Source organism: Cellulomonas persica, from assembly GCF_007989825.1.
Classification (GTDB): domain Bacteria; phylum Actinomycetota; class Actinomycetes; order Actinomycetales; family Cellulomonadaceae; genus Cellulomonas; species Cellulomonas persica.
Genome location: NZ_BJUA01000017.1, coordinates 40872 through 64413, shown reverse-complemented (window position 1 = coordinate 64413; position 23542 = coordinate 40872). Strand labels below are relative to the sequence as shown.

Here is a 23542-nt window from a genome sequence, read left to right as displayed (position 1 = left end):
CCCAGGACATAGGCAACGCGTCCGGCGGGGATCCTCGGGCATGTCGCGTGCTCGTCTGGTCATCACCGCTGTCGTGCTCGAGGGCCGTTCGCAGGCCGAGGTCGCCCGCGCCTACGGGCTGTCCCGCTCCTGGGTCAGCCGTCTGGTCGCCCGCTACCGCGACGTCGGCGAGGCAGCGTTCGAGCCACGCTCACGTCGCCCGCGGTCCTCACCGCAGGCGACCGCACCGCAGATCGTCGACCTGATCATCGAGCTGCGCGCCAAGCTCCTGACCGACGGCATGGACGCCGGTGCACGCACCATCGCCTGGCACCTTGCCCAACACCACGACCTCACGATCGCCCCGGCCACGATCTGGCGACACATGAAGACGGCCGGCCTGATCACACCCGCACCCAAGAAGCGTCCCCGCACGTCCTACATCCGCTTCGAGGCGACCCTGCCCAACGAGCTGTGGCAGACCGACTTCACCCACGTGCGCCTGGCCGACGGCACCGACTCCGAGGTCCTGACCTTCATCGACGACCACTCCCGGTTCGTCGCGGCCTGCACCGCCCACGACCGCGTCCGCGGACCAGACGTCGTGACCACCTTCCGCGCCGCGATCAGCGAGCACGGCGTCCCGGCCGCGGTCCTGTCCGACAACGGCATGGTCTTCACCACCCGCCTGGCCGGTGGTCGCGGCGGCCGCAACGCGTTCCAGTCCGAGCTGGCACGCCTGCACGTCGAGCAACGCCACTCCCGCCCGAACCACCCCACGACCTGCGGCAAGGTCGAACGCGTCCAGCAGACCCTCAAGAAATGGCTCGCCGCGCGCCCCGCCGCCACCACCCTGCACGACCTGCAGAGGCTGCTCGATCAGTGGCGCGAGCACTACAACACCGCCCGACCCCACACCTCACTGCGCGGACGGACCCCCGCCGCGGCCTACACCGCCAAGGCCAAGGCCCACCCCCACGGCGGGGCCGGCACCCACGAACGCGTCCGCCACGACCGCATCGACAACAACGGCAAACTCACCCTGCGAGTCCACGGCCGACTACACCACATCGGCATCGGACGAACCCACGCCCGAACCCCCGTGATCATGCTCATCGCCGACCACGACATCCGCATCGTCCACGCCATCACCGGCGAACTCCTGCGCGAGCTCATCCTCGACCCCACCCGCGACTACCAACCCCAACAACGCAACAAGCCGGACCCCTGAGGGTCCGGCTTGTTGCCGATGTCCTGCGACATCACAGGGTGGAGCTGAGGGGATTCGAACCCCTGACCTTCTCATTGCGAACGAGACGCGCTACCAACTGCGCCACAGCCCCTTGAAGCGGGCTACAGACTAGCCCACGCGAGCGGTCCAAGAAAAATCGGCCTCGCTCCCCCGGTCGTCACCCGGATCGCCAGGACCAAGAGCACTCACTGACCCGACGCGCGACGCCGGGCCAGGACCGCGTCGAGGTCGATCGAACCGGTGGTCGTGGGCGCCTTGACCTCGGCCGGCACGGTCGCGGCCGGGGTCGACTCGGCGGGCGCGACGACCGCCGTCGAGCCCTCGAGGTTCTCCAGCGGCACGGGCTCGCGGCGCGGGGCCTCGGCCTTGAGCGAGTAGGTGGGCTTGGGCACCGGGACCGGCGACCACGAGTCGTCGACGACGACGCGCTCCATCATCTGCGTGGGCGTGTCCGACGGCCGCACGGCGTGACCCGTCACGGACGGCTGCACGACGCGCGTCGCGCCGGTCAGCACGCGGTTGGCGCGGGCCCGCGCCTCCTGCGCGGCGCGCGCGGCCTCGGCCATGCGCTCGGCGAACGCGGCGTCGGCGGCACGTCCCGCGACGACGGCCCGACGGCCGAGCACGACCACGGTGGTCAGGAGCGCGGCCGGGACCGCGGCCGCGAGCCAGGTGACGGCGGGCACGGCCACGGCGACCACCACGCCGACGAGCGTGAGGAACGCGAGGCTGCCCGCGAGCAGGCCGCGGCGACGAGCGGCGGCCCCGCGGCGCGCGAGGGCGGCCGCGTGCTGCGCTCGCGCCTGAGCGGTGCGACGAGCGACCTCGGCGGTGAGTCTGTCGTGCTGCGCGGTGGGTCGGTCCACGGTCCTGCCTCCTGTCGCGGTGCTCGTCGCTGCCACGAGCACCCCTCTGCCGGGGGTCAGCAACCCCGGCGTGCCGGCAGGTCGGCAGTCGGGGCCGGTCACCGGCGCCTGCGCCCGGGCGCGACCCGGGCGGTCGCTGACCGCGACCACACGCAGTGCGTCGGAGAACCGGTCGTCGACCCGGGACTCCACCAGCTGTTGCCGGTGCCGCAGCTTGTGCGGCACCAGGTACGCCACCCACAGGGCGACGAGCGCAAGCGCGATCGGCCCGGTGAGATCCTTCACGCCCCGACGTTAGGTCGCCTGCCCGTGCAGCCGCTGCACGCGTCCGGCGTGTCGCGCCCCGCATCCGACGAGTTCGCGTCTCCGCCACCGGATCGCCCCGCCGGACCGCGGATCCGGCCGCTCCGTGAGCGCCCGGCACGGGGGCCGCACGCGACCCGGACGACGAGCTCGGCAGTCCTGCGCCTGCTCGTGCATCCGGACTGCCGAGCTCGCACGCAGCTGCCGATCTCGAGCGGGCCACCGGGATCGCCGGCGGGCGCGCGGGGTCGCGAGGCCCGCGGTGGCGGGGTCAAGGGCTCGGGTGGGTGCGGCGGTAGCGCGCGAGCAGGCCCTCGGGGACCTCCTCGGCCGTCAGGGCGAACGTGCGGTGGTCGCACCAGCGGTCGCCGATGTGCAGGAACCGCTCGCGCACCCCCTCGTCGCGCAGCCCGAGCTTCTCGACGACGCGCAGCGACGGCCCGTTCTCCGGCCGGATGTTGATCTCGATGCGGTGCAGCCCGAGCGCGGTGAAGCAGTGGTCGGCCGCGAGCGCCACGGCCACCGGCATGATGCCGCGCCCGGCGACGTGCTGCGAGAGCCAGTACCCGATCGAGGCCGAGCGCAGCGAGCCGTACGTGATCGACGAGACGGTGACCTGGCCGACGAGCTCGCCGGCGTGGTCCACCGCGAACGGCAGGCTCACGCCCGAGCGCGCCTGCGCCGAGAGCATCCGCACGAACTGGTTGAACGTGGGCCGCGGCCCCTCGACGGGCACGGGGCTCGTGGCGTCCCACGGCTCGAGCCACGCGGCGTTCTGCGCCCGCAGCTCGAGCCACGCCTGCGCGTCGCGCCGCCGCAAGGGCCGCAGTCGCACGGGGCCGTCGACGAGGATCGCGGGCCAGCCCTTGGCCATCACCCCTCCAGCACGAGGCAGTGCACGACCTGCCCCGGTGCGACGGTGGTGTCGTGCTCACCGACGACCGCGAGCGCGTTGGCGTGCGCGAGCGCGCTGACGGTGGGCGCGGACGGGTCGCCGAGCGCGGTGACCCGGTAGCCCTCCTCGGGCGTGCCGAGCACGCTCGCGGGCACGAACTGGCGCAGCCCCGCGGGAGCGGTCCAGCCGTGCGTGGCGCGTGCCGCGACGCTCGGGCGGTACAGCTCGGCGTGCCCGGCCATCGCGCGCAGCGCGGGGCGCACGAACACCTCGAACGAGACCTGAGCGGCGACAGGGTCGCCCTGCAGCGCGAAGATCGGCACCGCGCGGTCGGTGCCGAGGTCGCTGCCGACCGTGCCGAACCCGTGCCGGAACCCCGGCGTCATCGCCACGTGGTCGAGCCGGACCGTGCCGAGCGTCGCGAGCACGTCCTTGACCGTGTCGCCGACGAGCTCGGACAGGCCACCGGTGATCACGACGAGGTCCGCGCGCACGAGCTGGTCGTCGAGCGCCTCGCGCAGCGTGCCGCGGTCGTCGGGCAGGATCCCGACGCGCACGGGCGTCGCTCCGGCGTCGCGGACCGCGGCCTCGAGCGCGTGCCCGTCGGTCTCGAACACCGCCCCCTCGGGCGGGCGCGCGGTGCCGGGCTCGACGAGCTCGTCGCCGACCGACAGCAGCACGACGCGCGGCGTCGGGTGCACGTGCAGCCGTCCGTGCCCGAGCGTGGCGGCGAGCGCGAGCTGGCGCGCCCCCAGGCGCGTGCCGGCCGTCAGCACGACCTCCCCGGTGCGCACGTCGACACCGACCGTGCGCACGTGCTGACCCGCGACCGCGGGCCGCTGCAGCGCGAACCGCACCGCACCGCGGTCGGTCTCCTCGAGCGGGACCACCGAGTCCGCGCCCAGCGGCAGCGGCCCACCCGACGAGACGCGCACGGCCTGGCCCGGCGCGAGCCGCAGCCCCGCCGGTCCCCCGGGCCCGACGTCGTGCGCGACGGGCAGCGTCAGCTCGCCGTCGTACCCCGCGCCCGCCGTCTCGTGCGCCGCGACCGCGTACCCGTCGCGCGCCGCGAGCGGCACCGCGGGCACGTCCCTCGTCGCGACGAGGTCACGCGCGAGGATGCAGCCTGCGGCGTCGTGCAGCGCGACGTCGAGGGGCGCGACCGGCCCGACGGCGGCGAGCACGGCTGCCAGGTGGTCCTGGACCGATCTCATGCGGGCATTGTGCCCCGCCTCAGCGATCAGACCTCGGCGCCCGCGACGTACCCGGCGAGCCACTCCTTGAAGTCGGGTCCCAGGTCCGGACGATCCGCCGCGATCCGGACGACGGCCTTGAGGTAGTCCAGACGGTCGCCCGTGTCGTAGCGGCGGCCGCGGAACACGACGCCCGTGACGCCGCCGCCCTGCTCGGCGGGCATGTCCATGAGCGTCGCGAGGGCGTCGGTCAGCTGGATCTCGCCGCCACGGCCCGGCGCGGTGTTCTCGAGCACCTCGAACACCGCCGGGTGCAGCACGTAGCGGCCGATGATCGCGAGGTTCGACGGCGCCTCGTCGACCGGGGGCTTCTCGACGAGACCGGTGATCCGCACGGTGTCGGCATCCTGCGTGCCGTCGATCGGCTCGATCGCCGCGCAGCCGTAGGACGAGATCTGCTCGGCGGGGACCTCGAGCAGCGCGATGACCGAGCCGCCCAGGCGCTCCTGGATCTCGAGCATCGGCGTGAGCAGCGCGTCGCGCTCGTCGATCAGGTCGTCGCCCAGCAGCACCGCGAACGGCTCGTCGCCGACGTGGTGCTTGGCCTGCAGCACGGCGTGCCCCAGGCCGCGGGGCTGTCCCTGCCGCACGAAGTGCACGTTGGCGAGCTCGGTGGACTCGCGGACCTTGGCGAGGCGCTCGGTGTCGCCCTTCGCCTCGAGGGCCGCCTCGAGCTCGGGGACCGCGTCGAAGTGGTCCGCGAGGGTGCGCTTCGAGCGGCCGGTGATGAGCAGGACGTCGTCCAGGCCGGCCGCGACGGCCTCCTCCACGACGTACTGGATCGCGGGCTTGTCGACGACCGGGAGCATCTCCTTGGGCGTCGACTTCGTGGCCGGCAGGAACCGGGTGCCCAGACCTGCGGCGGGAATGACTGCCTTGTGGATCGTCATGTCGGAACGCTAGCCGTGGATCCCGGGCCACGCCCAGGGCAGGCGAATGTGGCGTGGGTTACGTCGTGCGAGTGACGTCCGGTGGTCGTCGGGCGTTCACGACGACGTCGCTCGACGGCCCCGGACCGGCCGGTCCGGCTCTCGCGCACGTCCGCAGGGCGTCCGCACGGCGGGCCGGTCGGGGTCCGGGTGACCACATCCAGACGATCGTTTGAGACACTGTTGGCATGAGCAGTGCTGCCGACTCGTCGAACCACGCCCTCGCGGCGGAGCCCGAGGAAGAGAAGGAGCAGCTCCGTTCGGCGATCCGCAAGGCCCGCTCGCACCGCTCGCAGCGACGGCGCGACGAGGCGGCCGCGGCCCTCGCGCACGTGATCGAGTCGATCCCCGCGGTCGCCACCGCGCGCTGCGTCTCCGTCTACGCCGCGCGGCCGACCGAGCCCGGCACGGGCGTGCTGCTCGAGCGGCTCGCGGCGCGGGGCGTGCGCATCCTGCTGCCCGTCCTCGGCGCCGGACTGCAGCGCGGCTGGGGCGAGTACCAGGGCGTCGACGACCTGCAGGAACGCGCCCCCGGGCGGCCCCCGGAGCCCGGCGGCCCCACGCTGCCGGCCGAGGCGCTCGCGGACGCCGACGTGATCGTCGCGCCGGCGCTCGCGGTCGACACCGCGGGCGGACGGCTCGGGCAGGGCGGCGGCTGGTACGACCGCGCGCTCGAGCACGCCCGGCCGGACGCGCTCGTCGTCGGCGTGGTGTTCCCCGAGGAGGTGCGGGACGCGACCGTCGACCCGCTCCCCCACGAGCCGCACGACCGCCGCGTCGACGCCTACGCGACACCCCAGGGCTGGGTCCCGCTCACGTCCTGAGCCGCGCGAGCCGTCACCGGCCCGCCGGACGCGCTGTCGGGCCGGGCGCCGGGGCCGTCCCCCGGCTCAGGGGTGCAGGGTCAGCCGGTCGACCGCGTCGGCGGTCGTCGCCGCCGACGAGAACGGCCACGGGAACGTGCGCCCGTCCGCCCACGCGCCGAGCTGGTCGGCGTAGTGCGGGCTCGCGGGATGACCCGACGTCCCGGTGAAGCTCACCCACGTCGACGAGTCGAGGTCCCCCAGGTCGACGACCATGCGCATCGACGGCCCGGCGGTCACCTCGTACCCCTGCGAGGCGTCCCACGCGGTCGCGTCGACGATCGACGAGCTCCCGCCGACGCCGACCGGGTCGGGGTTGACGAAGTTGCGCACCAGGCCGGGGATCGACGAGCCGCCGAGCACCGGGTGCTCGGGCGCGGCCGAGTGCAGCCGGCCCCAGCGCCACTCGTCCGCGTCGCGGCCGAGCTGCTGCGTGAGCTCCAGGCGGGCCGTGACCATGGCCTGGTACAGGATCTCGTCGCGGCCCTCGAGCAGGCCGGGCGTGGTGCGGTCGTCCCACCACTCCGAGTCCGGGTCGTCGAGCAGCCCACGGACCACCTCGAGCCAGCGCGAGCCGCCGTCGGGCATGTCGCCGTCCGGCAGGTCGTCGGCGAACGTCAGCGAGAGCAGCGTCTTCCACACCGCCGCGAAGTACGCCGCCGCGGCCGAGTCCTCGCTCGAGACGCGGTCCCACGAGCGCAGCAGCTGCTGACCGTCGTCGGCGAACGTGTCCTCGATCCCGATCCGCAGCAGCCACGGCACGAGCACGTCGGCGTACGGGTTGTGCTGGTCGTTCTGCAGTGTGCCGACGTCCTCGACCGTGATCGGCGTGCCGCTCTCGATCGCGGACTCGACCTGCGTGCGGATGCGCTGCGAGCGATAGCCGTAGTCCCAGTCGTCGGTGAGGAACGGACCGACGCCCGCGGGCGTCACCGCCTGGTTCGCCGCGACGACGAAGCCCTCGACCGGGTCGAGCGCCCGCGGCATGACCTCGGGGTCGACGTAGCCCTGCCAGTCGTACGCCGGGTCCCAGCCGGGCCGCGGCCACGTGCCGTCGGACGGGACGTCGCCCGGCACGACGTTGCGCACCGGGATGCGCCCGGGCGCCTGGTAGCCGATGTGCCCGTCCGTCGTGGCGAACACGATGTTCTGCGACGGCACGTCGAGCAGCCGTCCCACGCGCGCGACGTCCTCGGCGTCGCGGGCCGTCGCCATCGCCAGCACGGCGTCGGCGGTACGGCCCGGCGCGAGCGCCGTCCAGGCGAGCGCGACCTCGTACTCGCGGCCGACGATCCCGTCCGGCAGCGGCGCGCGCTCGACCGCGTCCACCTCGAGCACGTCCGAGACGATCGGCCCGTGCACGCTCTGACGCACCTCGATCGAGACGTCGTCGCCGCCGTTGACCTTGATGACCTCGCGGCGCGTGGTGATCGGAGCGGTCTCCTCGCCGCGCAGCGTGCGGCCGTTCTCGACGCGCTCCAGGAAGAAGTCCGTCACGTCCGCGCCGAGGTTCGTCAGGCCCCACGCGAGGTCCGCGTTGTGGCCGATGACGACGCCCGGGAAGCCCGCGAACGAGAAGCCCGACACGTCGTAGGGGCACGCCTCGTCGACCGTCGAGCACCGCAGCCCCACCTGTGCCCAGACGCCCGGCGCGGAGATGCCCAGGTGCGGGTCGTTCGCGAGCAGCGGCTTGCCGGTGGCGGTGTGCTCGCCCGCGATCACCCACGAGTTCGAGCCGACGCCCTCGCCCTCGCCGACGAGGTGCGGCACCGCCGCGAGCGCCTTGCTCGCGCTGTCCAGCGCGCGCTGGATGCCCGCGTCGTCGAGGTCCAGCACCGCGCCCGGCGCCGCGGCCGCCGTCGGCGTCACCAGGTCGTCACCCGTCAGGATCGACGCGTTCAGGTCGTAGGGGTAGGCGGGGAACAGCTCGTCGACCCGGGCCACGTCCCGCACGGAGGCGTACGCGCGGGCCCGCGAGAGCTCGTCGTCGTAGTTGCCCCGCAGGTCCCACGCCATCGCCTTGAGCCACGCGAGCGAGTCGACCGCGTCCCACGGCTCGGGCGCGTCGACGTCGACCTGCAGCCCGAGCACCGTGTACTCGACCGCGATCTGCGACGGGGCCTTGCCGTCGAGGTACGCGTTCACACCGTCCGCGTAGGCCTCGAGCGCCGTGCGTGTCGACTCCTCGACCAGCCCGAGCTCACGCTCCGCGACCCGCCGCCAGCCGAACGTGCGGATCACCTTGTCCGCCTCGAGCGCGTCGGCGTTCTCGCCCACGAGCTCGCTCAGCCGCCCCGACACGACGTGCCGGCGGTAGTCCATCTCGAAGAACCGGTCCTGCGCGGCGACGTAGCCCTGCGCGAGGAACAGGTCGTGCGGGGTCGCTGCGGTGATCGTCGGGACGCCGCGCGCGTCGCGCGTCACGGTCACCTCGTCCTGCAGGCCGGCCACCTTCAGGGACCCGCTCACCTGCGGCAACGGTCGGCGGACGACGACGAACGCGGCGACGACAGCGGCGACCAGCGCCACCACCAGGACGATGGCGACGGACAGGAGAGTCAGACGAAAGGCACGGCTACGCACGACTGCGAGGGTAGTGCCGCGCCGAGACCCGCGCCGTCAGGAGGCAGCCGGAGCGGCGGCCGGGGCGCTCGTCGTCGAGGAGGACGACGGCGAGGTCGACGTGGTCCCCGAGGTCGACGCGGACGACGAGGACGTCGTGCTCGCGCCGCCCTTCGCGCTGTCGGAGGACACCGCCGGGACCGACGACGACGTCGCGCCCGAACGCGCGTCGTTGCGGTAGAAGCCCGAGCCCTTGAACACCACACCCACGGACGAGAAGACCTTGCGGAGCTTGCCCTCGCACTCGGGGCAGACCGTCAGCGACGCGTCCGAGAAGGACTGGTGGATGTCGAAGGCGTGACCGCACGCCGTGCACGCGTACGAGTAGGTGGGCACCGGGTCTCCTGGGGTTCGTTCGGTGAGCTCTCGTGCGGTGGCCGAGGGGCCGGCGCCGACCGGCGTCCGCTGGCACTCACACGTTCCGAGTGCCAATGGTAACGGCGCGCGCAACCCGACGATTCCCGCGCGCGCCCGCTCGGCACGCTGCGATCACGGTGCCTGCACGGACGAGGACCGCCGCCTGCGGTGGCGCGCGGTCCTCGTCGGTGGACGTCCGAGCCGGCTCGGTCAGGCCGTCGGTGCGGGGGGCGCCGGCGGGACCGACGGCGGCGGCGTCGGGCCGTCGGACGGCTTGATCGTCGGCGGGTTGGTGATGTCGGTGGTGAGCGCGGGCGTCGGGCGCGCGGCCAGCAGGTCGCGGATCTCCTGCAGCAGCAGGATGTCCTCGGCCGGTGCGGCGGGCTCCGGCTCCTCGCCGCGCTTGCGGCGAGCGGCGAGCTTGTTGAGCGGCAGCACGACGACGAAGTACACCGCCGCCGCCGTGATGAGGAACGTGATCGCCGCGCTGAGGATGTGCCCGAAGCTGATCGGGTCCTTGCCCTCGGGCCCGAACGCCAGGACGTGGTCGAGGTTGGGCTGCCCGAAGATCCAGCCGATCAGCGGGTTGATCAGACCGTCCACGATCGACTGCACGAACGCGCCGAACGCCGCACCGATGACGACACCGACGGCCAGGTCGACCGCGTTGCCCCGCGAGATGAAGTCCTTGAACCCCTCGAAGACCTTGGCCAGACCCTTGGCGCCTGAGCCGAGCGCTGCGCCGGCCGAGCCGGCAGCCGAGCCGAGCGGGGACTGAGACACGTGAACCTCCGGATGGGTGAAGCGACCTGGCGACGTTCGATCATGGCACGACGACCGCGGAGAGCAAGGCCGAGACGGCCGCCCCCGACAACGCCGCCGCCTCGTCGGGCGAGACCGCGACCAGCACGGGCGCCGTGTCACCGCTCGCGAGGCTCGCGGCCCAGCCGTCGTCACCCGCCCCGGGCGCGACGGGCAGCACGAGCGCGCGGCGCGCGACGACCACGCCCTGCGCCCCGGTCTCCGCCGCGGCGGCCAGCACGTCGATGCGTGTGCCGGGCTCGAGCAGCGCGGCCATCGCCGGGTCGGCGAGCCGCACGGCCGCGACGACCGTGCCCGGCGGCCCGACGAGCGCGCCCGACGCGAGCAGTCCCGGGACCACGGGCAGCCCGGCCGGCACGGGCACCGCGACGCTCTCGCCGACCACCTCCCCCGACCCCGGCGTCGTCCCGGCGACCGCGAGCCCTTCCGGGACCTGCGCGACGCGCACGTCCGCCGCGCCGATCGTCGTCCCGGCGGGCAGGTCACGCGCCGCGACGACGACCGCGCGCATGACCGGCTCGGGCGGCCGCAGCACCTGCAGCGCCGAGGTCGCCGCGAGCCCGACGCCCAGCGCGGCGACGACGAAGCGCCACCGCCAGAGCACCCCGCGCCACGCGACCTTGATCGGTCGCCGACGCCGCTCCAGCGGCGGCACCCCGCCGTCCACCCATCCCCGCACGCCGCGACGCTAGGCGCGCCGCAGCCCGCGCCGTCGGGACGCCGGACGTACCTGTGGACCGAACCCGCTCACCTGAGGGCTGGGGTCGGGTCGCGCGTCAGCCCCAGTGCGGGGGCTTGTCCAACCGCAGGCGGTCGTCGTTGTCGTCGCGACCCTCGCCCCAGCCCACGTCGGAGTCGTCGGCGCTGCGCGCCGCGAGCAGGGCATCCGTCGAACGGTCGGCGATGCGGGATCCGGGGCACGGGTCCGACGTCGCCGTCCCGTTCGAGCTCGGCGGGGCGGCCGGGAGCGTGCTGCGCAGCAGCGAGTCGTCGGTGCCGACGGTGCCCGGGGCGCGCACCGCGCGACGCGGCCTCCGGGCCGGGACGCCGGGGGTCGCCGGACTCGTCGCGCCAGCCTGCGCGCCCTCGTCGTCCCCGGTGCTCACCCTCCGATCATCCCACCGCGCCGGCTCCCACCTGCGCGTCCCGATCCGCGGGCCGAGCTGTCAGGACAGGGCGCGGGCGATCGCGGCGCGGACGGCGGTGTCGATGCGGTACGAGCGGCGCGTGACGCCGAGCTCGTCGCGCAGCTCCGCGGCCAGCTCGTCGCGCGAGCGCTCGAGTCCGTCCGACCGTAGCCAGGCGACGAGGTCGTCGAGCTGGTCGTCGCTGTACGCCGCGATCGGCAGACCGCGACGCACGTCGGGACGCGCGAGCGTCCGCACGGGCAGTGCGGGCTGCTCCGGCCGGACGAGCGTGAGCGGCCGCGAGACGGGCTGCGCGTCGGACGCCGCGCTCGGCGTCGTCTCGGCTGCTGTCGACGGCAGGTCGGCTGCGGTCGGCGTCGCGGCCGGGTCAGCCGCGGGCGTCGGGGGCGACGAGGGCCGGACGTCGGCGGGCGGCTCGGCCTCCGACGGCTCGGGACCGCTCTTGTCCTTGCGTGTGCGGCCCTTGCGGCGCAGCGCACGCCCGCGCACCATCGCGTCCGCGGCGTCCATGCGGGCGGGCGGGGCGGCCACTCCTCCGGTGACGACCGTTCCGGCGGCGCCCATGGGCTCCGCGACGGCCGCAGCAGCACCGGACGGATCCGACGAGGTGGCGGTCTGCACGGGCTGCGCAGGGACCGGAGCAGCGGTGGAGTCGCCGGGCGCCGCGGCGGCGGGGGCAGCGGCGGGCGCGACGTCCGACGCCGCGACCGCACCGGTCACGGGCCTCGGTTCGGCGAGCTCGTTCGTCTCGACCGCAACCGGGAGCTCCGCGCGGGCGGCCGGGGCGGCCGCAGCAGCGGCACGTGCGGGTCGCTCGGCGCCGAGCGCGCGCTCGTCGTCGGTCCACGACTGCGGCAGACCGATGATCGCCGTGCCGGTGCGCGGCTCGACGGGTGCGGGGACCGCGGCGTGCACGTACCGGCGGATGCGGTCTACCTCGGCCTCGGGGTCGAGGAACGCGGCGGCGGACCAGACGCGCACGACGGTCCACCCGAGCCGCTCGAGGCGGTCGGCGGTGAGCCGCTCGCGCACGCGCACGCTCGGCTCGGCGACGTACGCCTCGTCGTCCGTGAGCACGGCGACGAGCATCCGGCCCGGCAGCGACGGGTGCCCGACGACCATCGGGATGCGCTGCCCGCCGGGCACGCCGTAGTCGAGCTCGACGATCAGGCCGTGCCGCCACAGGCGCTCGGCGAGGTCGACGAGCAGCCGGTCGGGGTCCACCGCGTGCGACGCGGGCGCGGTCTGCCCGGTGCCGCGCTCGGCGGCGAACGTCAGCAGGTCGTGCAGCAGGCGCGGACCGTCGCCGCGCAGGCGCTCGGTGTCGAGGTCGTCGGCGCCGAAGCACGAGACGACGACGAGCCGGTGCCGGGTCGAGCCGAGCGTGTCGAGCAGCAGCGCGGCCCCGCCGGGGCCGGACAGCGCGCCGAACGTGTGCAGCACGCGACGGTGGGGCGTGCGGCCGAGACCGAGCGACAGGATCACGGCCTCCCGGCGCAGCCCCGCGACGCCGGTCAGGTCGGTCACGACGAACGGCTCGGGCCGCGCCGGGTCGAAGAACGCCGCGAGCGCGGGGTTGGTGCGGACCTCGTCGAGCACGGCCTCGCGGACGGCCTCGGCGTGCGCGGGGGTGACCGTGACGACCGCGAGGGACTCCTCGGGGCGGCTCATCACGTGCTCGAGGACGAGCTCGACGGTGTGCGCGACCTCCGCGGTCGTCGTCTCGACGATGCCCGACGTGGGGTTCGGCATGCCGGTGCCGTCGACGACCTCGAGCCGCACGAGCGGCCGGCTCGTGGGCAGCGGGGTCGCGACGAGCGCGTCGCCGTACCCGTGCTCGGCGAGGAACGTCGTGAGGTAGGGGTCGCGCGCGACGGAGTCCGCGCGCAGCGTGGCGCGCGGCAGAACGGTCGCGAGCTCGCGCACGGCGCTGCCAGACGCGCAGCGGGCGTCCCCGACGACGACGACCTGGCGCCCACGCGCGATCGCGGCGAGCGCGACCTCGGTGGGCAGGTGCGCGGCGGCGCCGAGCACGACGAGGTCGACGGTCCGCGATGCGGGCAGCACCTGCGGCACGAGCATGGGGCTCGCGACGAGCACGGGCCGTAGCCGGCGCACGACGTCGGGGTACCGCGAGAACGTGTCGCGCAGCGACGTGATGCGCTCCTCGACGAGCTCGGCGAACAGCTCCTCGGCCTGTTCGCGGTGCCGGCGCAGCACGGCGCCGACCTGCGCGGCGACCGCGGAGCGGATCGGCGGGGCGAGGCTCGCGACGTGCTGACGGTCGAGCTCGGCGTAGCGCGCGGTCATCGCCCCGAGGGTCTCGCCGTCGTAGCCCGCGAGCGCGGGGTCCTGCGCGAGGATCTGCTCGATCACGGTGCTCCACCACGCGAGCTCGAGCTCGGCGGGTGCGGCCTGCGGTGCGACGCGGCGCTCGGCGAGGTCGTCGACGAGGTCGCCGAGGCCCGCCGCGCGCAGGGTGTGCAGCAGGCCGGTGCGGTCGGGCAGCGTCTCGAGCGCGTCCTGCGTGGCGCGCAGCCGCGACAGGCGCTCGGTGAGCGCGTCGAGCGGCACCGTGCACAGCCCCGCGCCGCCGGGCGTCGACGCGAGCACCGCGTCGAGCGCCTCGAGGTCCTCGCGGACCTCCCGGTACTCGCTCTCGAGGATCTCGAGCCCCTCGGGCAGGCGCGGCCAGCCACCGCTCGGGCAGTGCGTCTGCCAGATCTCCCGCCGCTCCTGCACCTGCTGGAGCGCGGAGTGCAGGTCCGCGACGGGACGTCCGGGGCGCACCATGTCGCGTGCCTGGCGGCGCAGGCGGCGGCGCAGCCAGTAGCCCATCGCGATGCCACGCTCGGCGCGCCACTCCTTGGTCGCGGTCGCGGCGACGAGGTCGGCGGCCGTCCGCTCGAACACGATCGGCAGGAACAGGTCGAGGGACGCGCGGACGCCGTCGAGCATGCGCAGCTGCTCGCCCCACGCGTCGACGCTCTCGGCGGGCACCAGGCCGGTCTCGGTGTCGACCTGGACGGCGCGCTCCGCGAGGCGCGGCAGGGTGTCGTCGAGCAGGCGGGCCAGGCGCCGGCGCGCGACGTCCGCGTCGGCGTGCGTGCGCAGGTCGGCGCCGTACCAGGGGGTGTCGCCGGGCCGGACGCTGTAGGCGCCGAGCTCACCCGCGCGCCGCAGGTCGGCGGCGAGCCGGGTGCGCGTGGCGTCGCCGAGCACGCCGGCGACCTCGGGGGCGAGCCGCACGGTCGTGTGCGGCGCCGGGCGGGTCGAGGTCAGACGCGCGAGGTGCTGCAGCGCGTCGTACGCGGAGACCCCGAACGGCTCGCGCGCGACGTGCAGGCCCGTGACGTACGCCCGCAGGGCCTCGCGGTGGCCGACGAGGTCGGACCGCAGCGCCTGCACGCCGCGCACGTCGACGACGGGCGACTCCATGGTCATGGCGCCCAGCAGCCGCCGGGCCGCGGCGGTGCGCCAGCCGGCCTCGGGGGCGATGTCGAGCAGCAGGTCGTGCAGGCCGTGCGCGGCGAGCCGCTCGGTCAGCGCGACCGCCGCGCGCCGGTGGCCGGGCACGTAGAGCACGGTGCGTCCGGCGGCCGCGGCGTCGGCGACGATCGCGGCGATGGTCCCGGCCTCGTCGGCGCCCGTGGGGCTGTCGACGAACAGGTGCGAGCCGGTGGCCACGACGTCCAGCACGTACTGCTGCGCGGGGTCCAGGTCGCCGACGCCACGCTCGTGCGCGGGGTCGCGGTCCCCCTCGACGACCGCGGGCAGCGGCTGGTGCAGGCGCTCCTGGTCGGCCTCGACGCCCGCGAGCGCGGTCAGCACCTCGTGGTGCGCGACGCTCGCGGCGAGGTTGTCGAGGTCGTCGACGAGCACCTGGCCCGGGTGGACGAACGTGCCGACGACGACGCGCTCGGTGAGCTGGAAGTCCTCGAGCACGGCCTCGCCGAGCGACGCGAGCCGCTGCAGCGCGGCGCGCGGGTCGAAGCCGCCCGGCGTGAACGCGCCGCGCGCGACGGCCGCGGGGTCGAGCAGCGCACCGCGCGAGCGCAGCGCACGCGCGAGGACCGGGTTGACCTCGAGCGACGGCTCGAGCGCGAGCTCGTAGTCGCTCTCCCCCGTGCCCCGCGCCCGCAGCGCGACGGGCCGCAGCAGGACGGGCGCGTGCAGGCGACGAGGCTCGTTCGTGCCCTGCTCGGGCGACGGGTCGCTCGACTGCGCGCGCGTGATGCTCGCGAGCGCCGCGACGTCGTCCTGCCCGACCTGGCCGGGGGTGCGCTCGGTCCACGTCGCGACGCCGATCGCGAGCGACGTGGGCGCGATGCCGTACCGCTGCTCGTACGCCGCCGCGCGCGAACCGACCGCGCGGGCTCGTCGTCGCGCCGCCGACAGCGCCGCACCCTCGCGCACGAGGTTCGACAGCCGGGTCTCGCGCCCGGCGAAGAGCTGCGCCATGCCGGACGGGTGCGCGGCGGACAGGTCGAGCGCGGCCTCACCCAGCAGGTCGATGTCGGCGAGCGTCGATCCGCCCGCGGCCTCGACGAGCGCGCCGCGCCACGTCGCGAGCGCACTCTCGACGAGCTCGGCGTCGGACGGGGGTTCGACGAGCGCGACGGGGCCCGCAGCCTGCTCGTCGGACGACGAGGGCTCGGGACCGGTCGGGACGCCGGCGGTCGGGGTGGTGGGGTCGGCCTCGGCAGGGCCGGGCCCGTGGTCCGAGCCGGCTCCCGTGGCTGACGCTCGCGCGGGGACGGTCACCCTGCGACGGTAACCGCGGGCGCGGCCCGTCCGGCCGTGACGCGCCGAGGGTGGGCGAGTTGCACGCCAACGCGTGACGATCCGCATGATCGTGCGGCTCGCATCGATCCGTTCACGCCCTGCAGCCGCACACGGCCTGGCCGCGACGAGGTCGGCGTGCGGGTCAGGTCAGGGGCCGTCCACCCGGTTCGACGAGCACACGGCACGTGCCCTGAGCGAACACGCGCCACCACAGAACGCGAGAGGCGGCCGCGGATGATCGCGGCCGCCTCTCGGACGTGAGAACGGTGCGCACCGCGCAGGGGGCAGGCGATGCGCACCGTCGGGAGTCATCATGCGTCATGCACTACCTGCTGGTCAACCGTCCAGTCCATGATTTTGCAGAATGTCACCAAGGACCCATTCGCTCCCTCACTCGGTCGGCACCCGACCGCAGGTAGGCGCGGCTGACGTCAGGTGATCGACGCAACCGGTGCCACACGCTCGTCGTCCGCTCGTGGGACGCACGTCCGCGCGGGCGCTGCGGCCGCGGTGTTGGATGGGCCGCATGAGCACCGCGAGCACGTCGGTCGCGCCCGCGAGCACCCGCCTGAGCGTCCCCACCATGGCGATGCTCGTCGTGGGGTCGATGGTCGGGGCCGGCGTCTTCTCGCTGCCACGGCAGTTCGCGCAGTCCACGGGCGTCGCGGGTGCGCTCGTCGCATGGGGCGTGGCGGGCGCCGGGACGCTCATGCTCGCGCTCGTCTTCCAGATGCTCGCGGTGCGCCGCCCGGACCTGGACGCGGGCGTGTACGCCTACGCGAAGGCCGGGTTCGGCGAGTACCTGGGGTTCTTCTCGGCGTTCGGCTACTGGGCCTCGGCGTGCGTCGGCAACGTCACCTACTGGGTGCTCATCACCTCGACGCTCGGTGCGGTGTTCCCCGCGCTCGGCTCGGGCGACACGTTCCTGGCGGTCGCGGTCGGCTCCGCGGGGATCTGGGTGTTCTTCGCGATCGTGCGACGCGGCATCCGCGAGGCGACCGCCGTCAACCGCGTGGTGACGGTCGCCAAGACCGTGCCGATCGTCGTGTTCGTGCTGCTGTCGGTGCTCGCGTTCGACCCGCAGGTGTTCGCGGACAACTGGGCCGGTGCGCCCGGTGCAGGCTCGTTGCTCGACCAGGTGCGCGGCACCATGCTCGCAACCGTGTTCGTGTTCCTCGGCGTCGAGGGGGCGAGCACGTTCTCGCGGCACGCGCGGCGCCGCCGCGACGTCGGGCGCGCGACCCTGCTCGGGTTCGGGTCGGTGTTCGCGCTGTTCGCGTCCGTGACGATCGTCTCGTACGGGATCCTGCCGGCGTCCGAGCTCGCGGCGCTCGAGGAGCCGTCGATGGGCGGTGTGCTCGAGGCGGCGTTCGGCTCGTGGGGCGGCACGTTCGTCGCGGCCGGGCTCATCATCTCGGTGCTGGGTGCCTACCTCGCCTGGACGCTCATGGCCGCCGAGGTGCTGCTCGTGGCGGCCCGCGGCGACGACATGCCGCGTTTCCTGCGCGCGACGAACCGGCACGACGCACCCGTCCCCGCGCTCGTGCTGTCGACCGCGCTGTCCCAGGCGGTGCTGCTGCTCACGCTGCTGTCCGAGCACGCGTTCGACTTCGCGCTCGAGCTCACCGGCTCGCTCGTACTGATCCCGTACCTGCTCGCCGCGGCGTACGGCGTGCGCCTGCTGAGACGGCCCGCGCCCGAGGCCGGACGCGGGCCGTTCGTCGTCGCCGTGCTCGCGACGCTGTACACGACGTGGCTGCTGTACGCGGCCGGCGTGGACCACCTGCTCGTCGTGTTCGTCGTGTACGCGCCCGCGACCGTGCTGTTCGTGCTGACCCGCCGCGAGCAGGACCGCCGCTGGTTCAGCGCGCGCGAGCGCGTCGTGCTGGCGGTCTCGCTCGTCGGCGCGGTCATCGGGCTGGTCGCCCTGGTCGCGGGCTGGATCCAGCTGTAGGCCAACCGGGTCCGGGCGCGCCGGGCCGTCAGGCGGCGAGCGTGTGGCTCGTCGCCGGAGTGATGTGCGCGGCGGGCGGGATCGTGGCCTCGGCCGGGACCCTCGTCCGGTCGACGACCTGTGCTCCGTCGCCGACGGTCACGCGCGTCGCGAGCCGCGTCCCGGCGCCGAGCACCGCTCCGCGGCCGACGTGCACGTGCGTGCCGAGCCGCGCGTGCGGCCCGATCACCGCATCGGGCTCCACCCAGACGTGCGCGCCCAGGTGGGCGCCGCCACCGATCTGTGCCCCGGGGTCCACCCAGGCTGTCTCCGCCACGAACGCGGTCGGGTCGACGGAGGCGGTCATGGCGACCAGTCCCCCACCGTTGTCGTGCCGGCGGTAGCGCACGACCTTGCCGTCGTCTGTCTCGAGCTCTTCGTATCGCTTTCTCATGGCGCCCATAAGAACGATTCGACCCCTCTCGATGTTCCCGCTCGCGCCCCGCTGCCGGAGGACGACGAACGCCGGCGAGCTCCGCATCCGTGAGGAGCTCGCCGGCGTCCCGGTCCCGGTGTTCGCGCCTCACCCGACCGTGAGGCGCGACCGCCGGGGCGGCTCACTCGGTGCCGAGGCTGACCCGCGCGGTGACGCGCGGGGTCGTGCGCGGTGCGATGAGGGCGCGGACCTCGGAGCCGACGTAGCGGCGGTGGCCGCCGAGCGTCCGGATCGCCGTGAGTCGGCCGGCCCGCGCCCAGCGCGTCACGGTCTTGGGATCGACGCCGAACAGGGTCGCGACCTCGTGCGGGGTCAGCAGCTCGGGCTCGTCGTTGCGCAGGTCAGTCATGGTGTCTCCCCCCGAGTCCGACGTGCGGGCCGGACTTCGTCGCGTCAGTCACTGACAAGTTTGACAGGAAGCGCCGAAAATACAACCCCTTTGCTCTAGGGTGTGGCGTATGTCCCAACCAGACACCTCCCTGCGGGCCCGCAAGCGACGCGCCGTCAAGGGCGACCTGACGCTCGCGGCGATCGACCTGTTCATCACGAACGGCTACGACGAGACGACGGTCGAGAAGATCGCAGCTGCGGTGGGGATGTCCGAACGCACGTTCTTCCGCTACTTCGCGACGAAGGACGACGTGCTCGAGCAGCTCTCGGCGTACTGGCGCGACCTCGCCGCCCGCACGTTCGCCGAGCGGCCCGCGGACGAGTCGGACTGGGTGTCCATCAGGCGATGCTTCGACGACTTCGTCGAGAGCACCCGCCGCGACGACTTCGCACTCCCGCTGCTGCGGCTCATCTACGCGACGCCGCAGCTCTACGGGCGCCACATGCACAACGTCCGGCGGTGGCGGCAGATGTTCGAGGGCGTGCTGCGCACCCGGCACCCGCAGGCGCCGGACCTGGCGATCCGGGTCAAGGCAGCATCCGCCATGGCCTGCATGGAGTGCGCGCGCGAGGCCTGGGTCGCGACCGACGGCGAGCGTCCGATCGCCGACCTGATCGACGCGGCGATGTCCGAGGTCTGGCCGCTCGTCTGACCGACGCCGTCGTCGGTCAGCCCGCTCGTCCGACCGACGTCGTCGTCGGTCGGCGGGCCCGTCTCGCACGGCCCACGAGCGCTACCCCTCGTGGGCGCGCCACAACGCCCTGACGCGGTGCACCGTCGCACCGCGTCAGGGATGAGGCGGCTGGCTCAGATCAACCTCCACCACCTCACCTCGGCGCTGTGGTCGCATTGCGGGCACGGCGGGAGCGCCTCGCCGTCCTTCAGCTCGACCGTGTGACCGCACGCGTCCAGGAACTTCCCCTTACCCGGCTTCGCCCCGATGGAGAACACCGGCATCACCTCCTTGTGATGCCCTAGGCCTACTCCTGTGCCACCGCGTGTCGCCTGGGACCTAAGGCCGTCACCGCCCGGATCGGGGCCCTCGGGTCACCGCGTCGGCGTCCCGGGCGGCCGCGCGGGGGTCAGGACGACGAGACGGGGGCCGAGCCTCCTGCGGCTCAGCCCCCGTCCGACGCGCGTGCGTCCGGGCGGTCAGCCCTGGCGGCGGTCACCGCGCGACGGGTCGCCGGCGGGACGGCCGGCGCGACGCGGACCGCCGCGGCGTGCGGACGACGACGAGCCCGACGTGCCCCACGAGCCCGACGACGACCCGCCCGTGCTCGAGGAGTACACGACGGCCGAGCCGGAGCGCGCGCCCACGCCCGCCTTCGCGGAAGCGGCACCCTGGCGCGCGGCACCCTGGCGCGCGGTGCGCTGGCCGCTGGTCTGGCCGCTCGTCTGGCCGGCGGTCTGCGCGCCACGCTGCCCGCCGCGAGCCGGCTGCGCCGCCGGCGCACCGGCGCGAGCAGCGGCGTCGCCGCGCCCCTTGCCGCCACGACGGCGCGAACGCCCCGCGGGCCGCTCGGTGCTGGCCGGGGCCGCGCCGGAGGTCTGCTGACGACGACCGGTCGGCGCGGTCGTCGTCGGACGCACCACCGGCTTGACGGGTGCCGCGAGCGCGCCGACGAGCTCGGTCAGCACGTGCGCGCCGGGGCGCACGGCCTGCGGCGTCGCCGTGATGCCGGCCTGACGCGTCATCGCGCGCACGTCGGAGAGCTGCTCCGGGAGCACGATCGTCACGACGTCACCCGCAGACCCGGCACGCGCGGTGCGGCCCGAGCGGTGCAGGTACGCCTTGTGCTCGGCGGGCGGGTCGACGTGCACGACGAGCTCGACCTCGTCGACGTGGATACCGCGCGCCGCGATGTCGGTCGCGACGAGCACGTTGACCGCACCCGTGGAGAACGCCTCGAGGTTGCGCTCACGCGCGCCCTGGCCAAGGTTGCCGTGCAGGTCCACGGCAGGCACGCCCGCGGTGGTGAGCTGCTTGGCGAGCTTCTTGGCGCCGTGCTTGGTGCGCGTGAACAGCACGCGGCGGCCCGTGCCGGACGCGAGGTGCTGGACGACCTGACGCTTGTCCTCGGCGTCCGCGACGGTCAGCACGTGGTGCGTCATCGCCGACACCGGTGAGCGGTCGGTGTCGACCGAGTGACGCAGCGGGTCCTTGAGGAAGGCGGTGACGAGCTTGTCCACGCCGTTGTCGAGCGTCGCGGAGAAGAGCATGCGCTGACCGCGCTTGTCGGTCGCGGCCAGGATCCGCTTCACGCCGGGCAGGAAGCCCAGGTCGGCCATGTGGTCGGCCTCGTCGAGCACGGTGATCTGCACGTCCGCGAGCGAGATGATCCCCTGCTTCATGAGGTCCTCGAGGCGCCCGGGGCACGCGACGACGATGTCGACGCCGCTCTTGAGCGCGGACTCCTGCGGGCGCTGCGAGACGCCGCCGAAGATCGTCGTGACGCTCAGGCGCGCGGCCTTCGCGAGCGGCTCGAGCGTCGCGGCGATCTGCGTCGCGAGCTCACGCGTCGGCGCGAGCACGAGGCCCGTCGGGCGGTTCGGGACGTGGCGCACCATCGTCGTACCGGGGACGAGACCCGCGAGACGGGCGACGAGCGGGAGGCTGAACGCGAGCGTCTTGCCGGAGCCCGTGCGGCCGCGGCCGAGCACGTCGCGGCCGCGCAGGGTGTCCGGCAGCGTCGCGGTCTGGATCGGGAAGGCGTCCGGCATGCCGCGGTCGGCGAGCGTGCGGACGAGGACCTCGGGCACGCCGAGGGAGGAGAAGCTGGTCAAGGTGTCGCCTTTCAGGCGTCGAGGGGGCGCCCACCAGGCACTTTCACACCCAGGACGCGGGCCCGCGCTGGTCCATGAGCCGCGCAGAGCCGACCCCAGTGTCCCCCATGACCGGGCGAAACCCGCTGTCGCGCTGCTCACACACCCGTTCGAGCGGCGTCCGACGGCGCTCGCGTGCGTCATCGTGGTCCTGTGCACACCACGTCCCGTCCCCGCCGGCTCCTGACCGCGCTCGCAGGCCTCAGCCTCGTGCTCGGCGGCACGCTCGCCGTCTCCCCCGCCGCCGCGCAGAGCGCGATCGCCGCTCCCGTCGCGGCCGGCGACGTCGCCGCGGCGAGCGAGGTCGCCGCCGTGTCCGCGGCCATCACGCCCGAGCCGTCGAAGGCGACCCGGGACGTGCCCGCCTACTACTCGGAGCGCTCCACGCTCGCGCCGTGGGTCGGGCGGCCCTGCCACGGCAAGGCCGCGACCAGCAACGCGGTCGTCTGCGAGTACGGCAGGGCGTCGTCGTCGGCGTACACGATCGCGCTCGTCGGCGACTCGAAGATGGGCCAGTACGCGGCCGCGTTCATCCGGATCGCCCACGCGCGCGGGTGGCGGGTGCTCATCATCACGAAGTCCGCGTGCTCGTTCACCGACGCGGAGATCGACCGCGACGGCGCCCCGTACACCACCTGCAACGCGTGGAACCGCTCGGCGCTCAAGGCGCTGCAGCGCCACCAGCCCGACCTCGTCGTGACGAACCAGGCCACCTCGACGGGCCGCCTCCCGGGCGACACCGCGTCGTCGGCGTCCTCGATGGAGCGGGGCCTGGCCTCGCGCTGGCGCACGCTGCAGGGCATGGGCATCCCGGTCGTCGTCGTGCTCGACAACCCGCCGTCACCCGCGGGCGACGTCTACCCGTGCGTCGCCAAGCACCCGACGCAGCCGTGGCGGTGCAACTTCTCGGCGGTCAGCGGGACCGCGAAGGTCCAGCAGCGCGCGGCCGACCGCGTGGGCGGCGTCGGCGTGGTCAACCTGCGTCCCACGCTGTGCCCGGGCGGGGTCTGCCGCGCGGTGTTCGACCGCGTGCTGGTCTACCGGCAGGGCTCGCACCTGACGAACACCTACGTCAAGACGATCACGTCGACGATCGCGACGAAGCTCGACGCCGCGCGGAAGGTCGCCACGGCGCAGTAGCCGCCCCCGCCCGGAGAGTCGCGCGGTCAGGACCCGTCGCGCACGTCCGACAGGCGCACCCCGCGCAGGCGCGTCTGCGAGAACGTCACCGCGCAGCCGTCGCCCATCGGCGACTGCGCCTCGAAGCCGATCCGCAGCGCGGCACCCGGCCGCTCGAGGCCGAACACGCGCACGAGCACCCAGGTCTCGCCGTCGGACGACGCGTGGAACGCGAAGACGTTGTCGATCCGCGAGACGCGCAGCCAGAAGTCGTGCCGGTCGACGACGAAGGCGTTGGCGTCGTCGGCGACCTCGCGGTTCACGACCGAGACGACCATCGCCTCGCCCGCGGGCGAGTACTCGAAGCAGAGCTTGGCCCAGTACCTCTCGTCGAGCCACAGCAGCAGCACGCCCGCGTCGAACGTCGCGGCGAACTCCACCTCGACGTGCGCACTGAGCTGGAAGTCGCCCTCGGGCGCGTCGGTCAGGAGCGTCGCGGCGTTGAGCAGCGTCGTGGAGTTGACCTGGCCGTCGCCTGCACCGGGGTCGACGAAGATGTCGCTGAGCGGCGCGGCAGTCACGCGCAGGCGGCCGTCGGCGGGGTCGACCTGCCACGTGGACCCGGGAGACGCGTCGAGCGGGTCGGGCAGGCCGGGGACGACGAGCTGGGTCACGGACGGTCCTCTCGGATCAGGGTGGCGGG

19 protein-coding genes and 1 tRNA gene are annotated in these 23542 nt (G+C 74.4%); 5 read left to right on the top strand and 15 right to left on the bottom strand.

Features of this window, described 5'->3' with window-relative positions; all coding sequences use genetic code 11:
* Positions 1–40: 40 nt before the first annotated feature.
* Complete coding sequence (locus tag CPE01_RS14325; protein WP_146807492.1) at positions 41–1210, top strand: IS481 family transposase; 1170 nt, start codon at positions 41–43, stop codon at positions 1208–1210.
* A 39-nt stretch (positions 1211–1249) separates the two neighbouring features.
* On the opposite strand, the gene CPE01_RS14320 is transcribed toward CPE01_RS14325, so the two are convergent.
* From CPE01_RS14320 to galU, 5 genes are all read right to left on the bottom strand, one after another.
* A tRNA-Ala gene (locus CPE01_RS14320) sits at positions 1250–1322 on the bottom strand.
* A 94-nt stretch (positions 1323–1416) separates the two neighbouring features.
* The gene (locus CPE01_RS14315; RefSeq protein ID WP_146807491.1) at positions 1417–2382 is read right to left on the bottom strand and encodes a SepX/GlpR family protein; all 966 of its coding nucleotides are present in this window, start codon (positions 2380–2382) and stop codon (positions 1417–1419) included.
* 289 nt (positions 2383–2671) lie between these two features.
* Positions 2672–3274, bottom strand: coding sequence for a GNAT family N-acetyltransferase (locus tag CPE01_RS14310; protein ID WP_146807490.1), 603 nt, complete (start codon positions 3272–3274; stop codon positions 2672–2674).
* Complete coding sequence (locus CPE01_RS14305) at positions 3274–4509, bottom strand: molybdopterin molybdotransferase MoeA (RefSeq protein WP_146807489.1); 1236 nt, start codon at positions 4507–4509, stop codon at positions 3274–3276. The genes CPE01_RS14310 and CPE01_RS14305 overlap by 1 nt, the downstream gene beginning before the upstream one ends.
* Positions 4510–4535: 26 nt before the next feature.
* Positions 4536–5438: a UTP--glucose-1-phosphate uridylyltransferase GalU gene (gene galU, locus CPE01_RS14300; protein WP_146807488.1), complete on the bottom strand. Its 903-nt coding sequence runs from the start codon at positions 5436–5438 to the stop codon at positions 4536–4538.
* Positions 5439–5665: 227 nt separating this feature from the next.
* Between galU and CPE01_RS14295 the strand changes: the two genes are divergently transcribed.
* A complete protein-coding gene (locus tag CPE01_RS14295) occupies positions 5666–6301 on the top strand; it encodes a 5-formyltetrahydrofolate cyclo-ligase (protein WP_146807487.1) in 636 nt (211 codons plus the stop codon).
* Between the two features lie 66 nt (positions 6302–6367).
* Here CPE01_RS14295 and CPE01_RS14290 read toward each other — a convergent pair whose 3' ends face one another.
* The 6 genes from CPE01_RS14290 to CPE01_RS14265 form a co-directional block, all read right to left on the bottom strand.
* On the bottom strand, positions 6368–8923 hold the full coding sequence (locus CPE01_RS14290) for a penicillin acylase family protein (RefSeq protein ID WP_246783963.1): 2556 nt from the start codon (positions 8921–8923) through the stop codon (positions 6368–6370).
* A 36-nt stretch (positions 8924–8959) separates the two neighbouring features.
* A complete protein-coding gene (locus CPE01_RS14285) occupies positions 8960–9298 on the bottom strand; it encodes an FmdB family zinc ribbon protein (RefSeq protein ID WP_146807486.1) in 339 nt (112 codons plus the stop codon).
* A gap of 231 nt (positions 9299–9529) precedes the next feature.
* Positions 9530–10102: a large conductance mechanosensitive channel protein MscL gene (gene mscL, locus CPE01_RS14280; protein ID WP_146807485.1), complete on the bottom strand. Its 573-nt coding sequence runs from the start codon at positions 10100–10102 to the stop codon at positions 9530–9532.
* 40 nt (positions 10103–10142) lie between these two features.
* Positions 10143–10820, bottom strand: a complete 678-nt coding sequence (locus CPE01_RS14275; RefSeq protein ID WP_246783962.1) for an SAF domain-containing protein — start codon at positions 10818–10820, stop codon at positions 10143–10145.
* A 97-nt stretch (positions 10821–10917) separates the two neighbouring features.
* Positions 10918–11247, bottom strand: a complete 330-nt coding sequence (locus CPE01_RS14270) for a hypothetical protein (protein ID WP_146807484.1) — start codon at positions 11245–11247, stop codon at positions 10918–10920.
* A 60-nt stretch (positions 11248–11307) separates the two neighbouring features.
* Entirely contained in the window at positions 11308–16053 is a 4746-nt protein-coding gene (locus CPE01_RS14265; protein ID WP_186811558.1) for a PDDEXK-like endonuclease domain-containing protein, read from the bottom strand.
* A gap of 547 nt (positions 16054–16600) precedes the next feature.
* On the opposite strand from CPE01_RS14265, the gene CPE01_RS14260 reads away from it, so the two are divergent.
* Complete coding sequence (locus CPE01_RS14260; RefSeq protein ID WP_146807483.1) at positions 16601–18028, top strand: basic amino acid/polyamine antiporter; 1428 nt, start codon at positions 16601–16603, stop codon at positions 18026–18028.
* A 28-nt stretch (positions 18029–18056) separates the two neighbouring features.
* Here CPE01_RS14260 and CPE01_RS14255 read toward each other — a convergent pair whose 3' ends face one another.
* Both CPE01_RS14255 and CPE01_RS14250 read right to left on the bottom strand, forming a co-directional pair.
* Positions 18057–18461 (bottom strand): transferase, encoded by a 405-nt coding sequence (locus tag CPE01_RS14255; RefSeq protein ID WP_146807482.1) that lies wholly within the window; start codon positions 18459–18461, stop codon positions 18057–18059.
* A gap of 163 nt (positions 18462–18624) precedes the next feature.
* Positions 18625–18852: a BldC family transcriptional regulator gene (locus CPE01_RS14250; RefSeq protein WP_146807481.1), complete on the bottom strand. Its 228-nt coding sequence runs from the start codon at positions 18850–18852 to the stop codon at positions 18625–18627.
* 109 nt (positions 18853–18961) lie between these two features.
* Here CPE01_RS14250 and CPE01_RS14245 point away from each other — a divergent pair, with 109 nt between their 5' ends.
* On the top strand, positions 18962–19546 hold the full coding sequence (locus tag CPE01_RS14245) for a TetR family transcriptional regulator (protein WP_146807480.1): 585 nt from the start codon (positions 18962–18964) through the stop codon (positions 19544–19546).
* 500 nt (positions 19547–20046) lie between these two features.
* Here the strand turns inward: CPE01_RS14245 and CPE01_RS14240 are convergent, their stop codons facing one another.
* Complete coding sequence (locus tag CPE01_RS14240; RefSeq protein WP_246783961.1) at positions 20047–21681, bottom strand: DEAD/DEAH box helicase; 1635 nt, start codon at positions 21679–21681, stop codon at positions 20047–20049.
* A 192-nt stretch (positions 21682–21873) separates the two neighbouring features.
* Between CPE01_RS14240 and CPE01_RS16530 the strand changes: the two genes are divergently transcribed.
* Complete coding sequence (locus CPE01_RS16530; RefSeq protein ID WP_186811557.1) at positions 21874–22860, top strand: SGNH hydrolase domain-containing protein; 987 nt, start codon at positions 21874–21876, stop codon at positions 22858–22860.
* 26 nt (positions 22861–22886) lie between these two features.
* Here the strand turns inward: CPE01_RS16530 and CPE01_RS14230 are convergent, their stop codons facing one another.
* Positions 22887–23513 carry a DUF1349 domain-containing protein gene (locus CPE01_RS14230; RefSeq protein ID WP_146807479.1) on the bottom strand — a complete coding sequence of 209 codons (627 nt, stop codon included), beginning with the start codon at positions 23511–23513 and terminating at the stop codon, positions 22887–22889.
* Between the last annotated feature and the right edge of the window lie 29 nt (positions 23514–23542).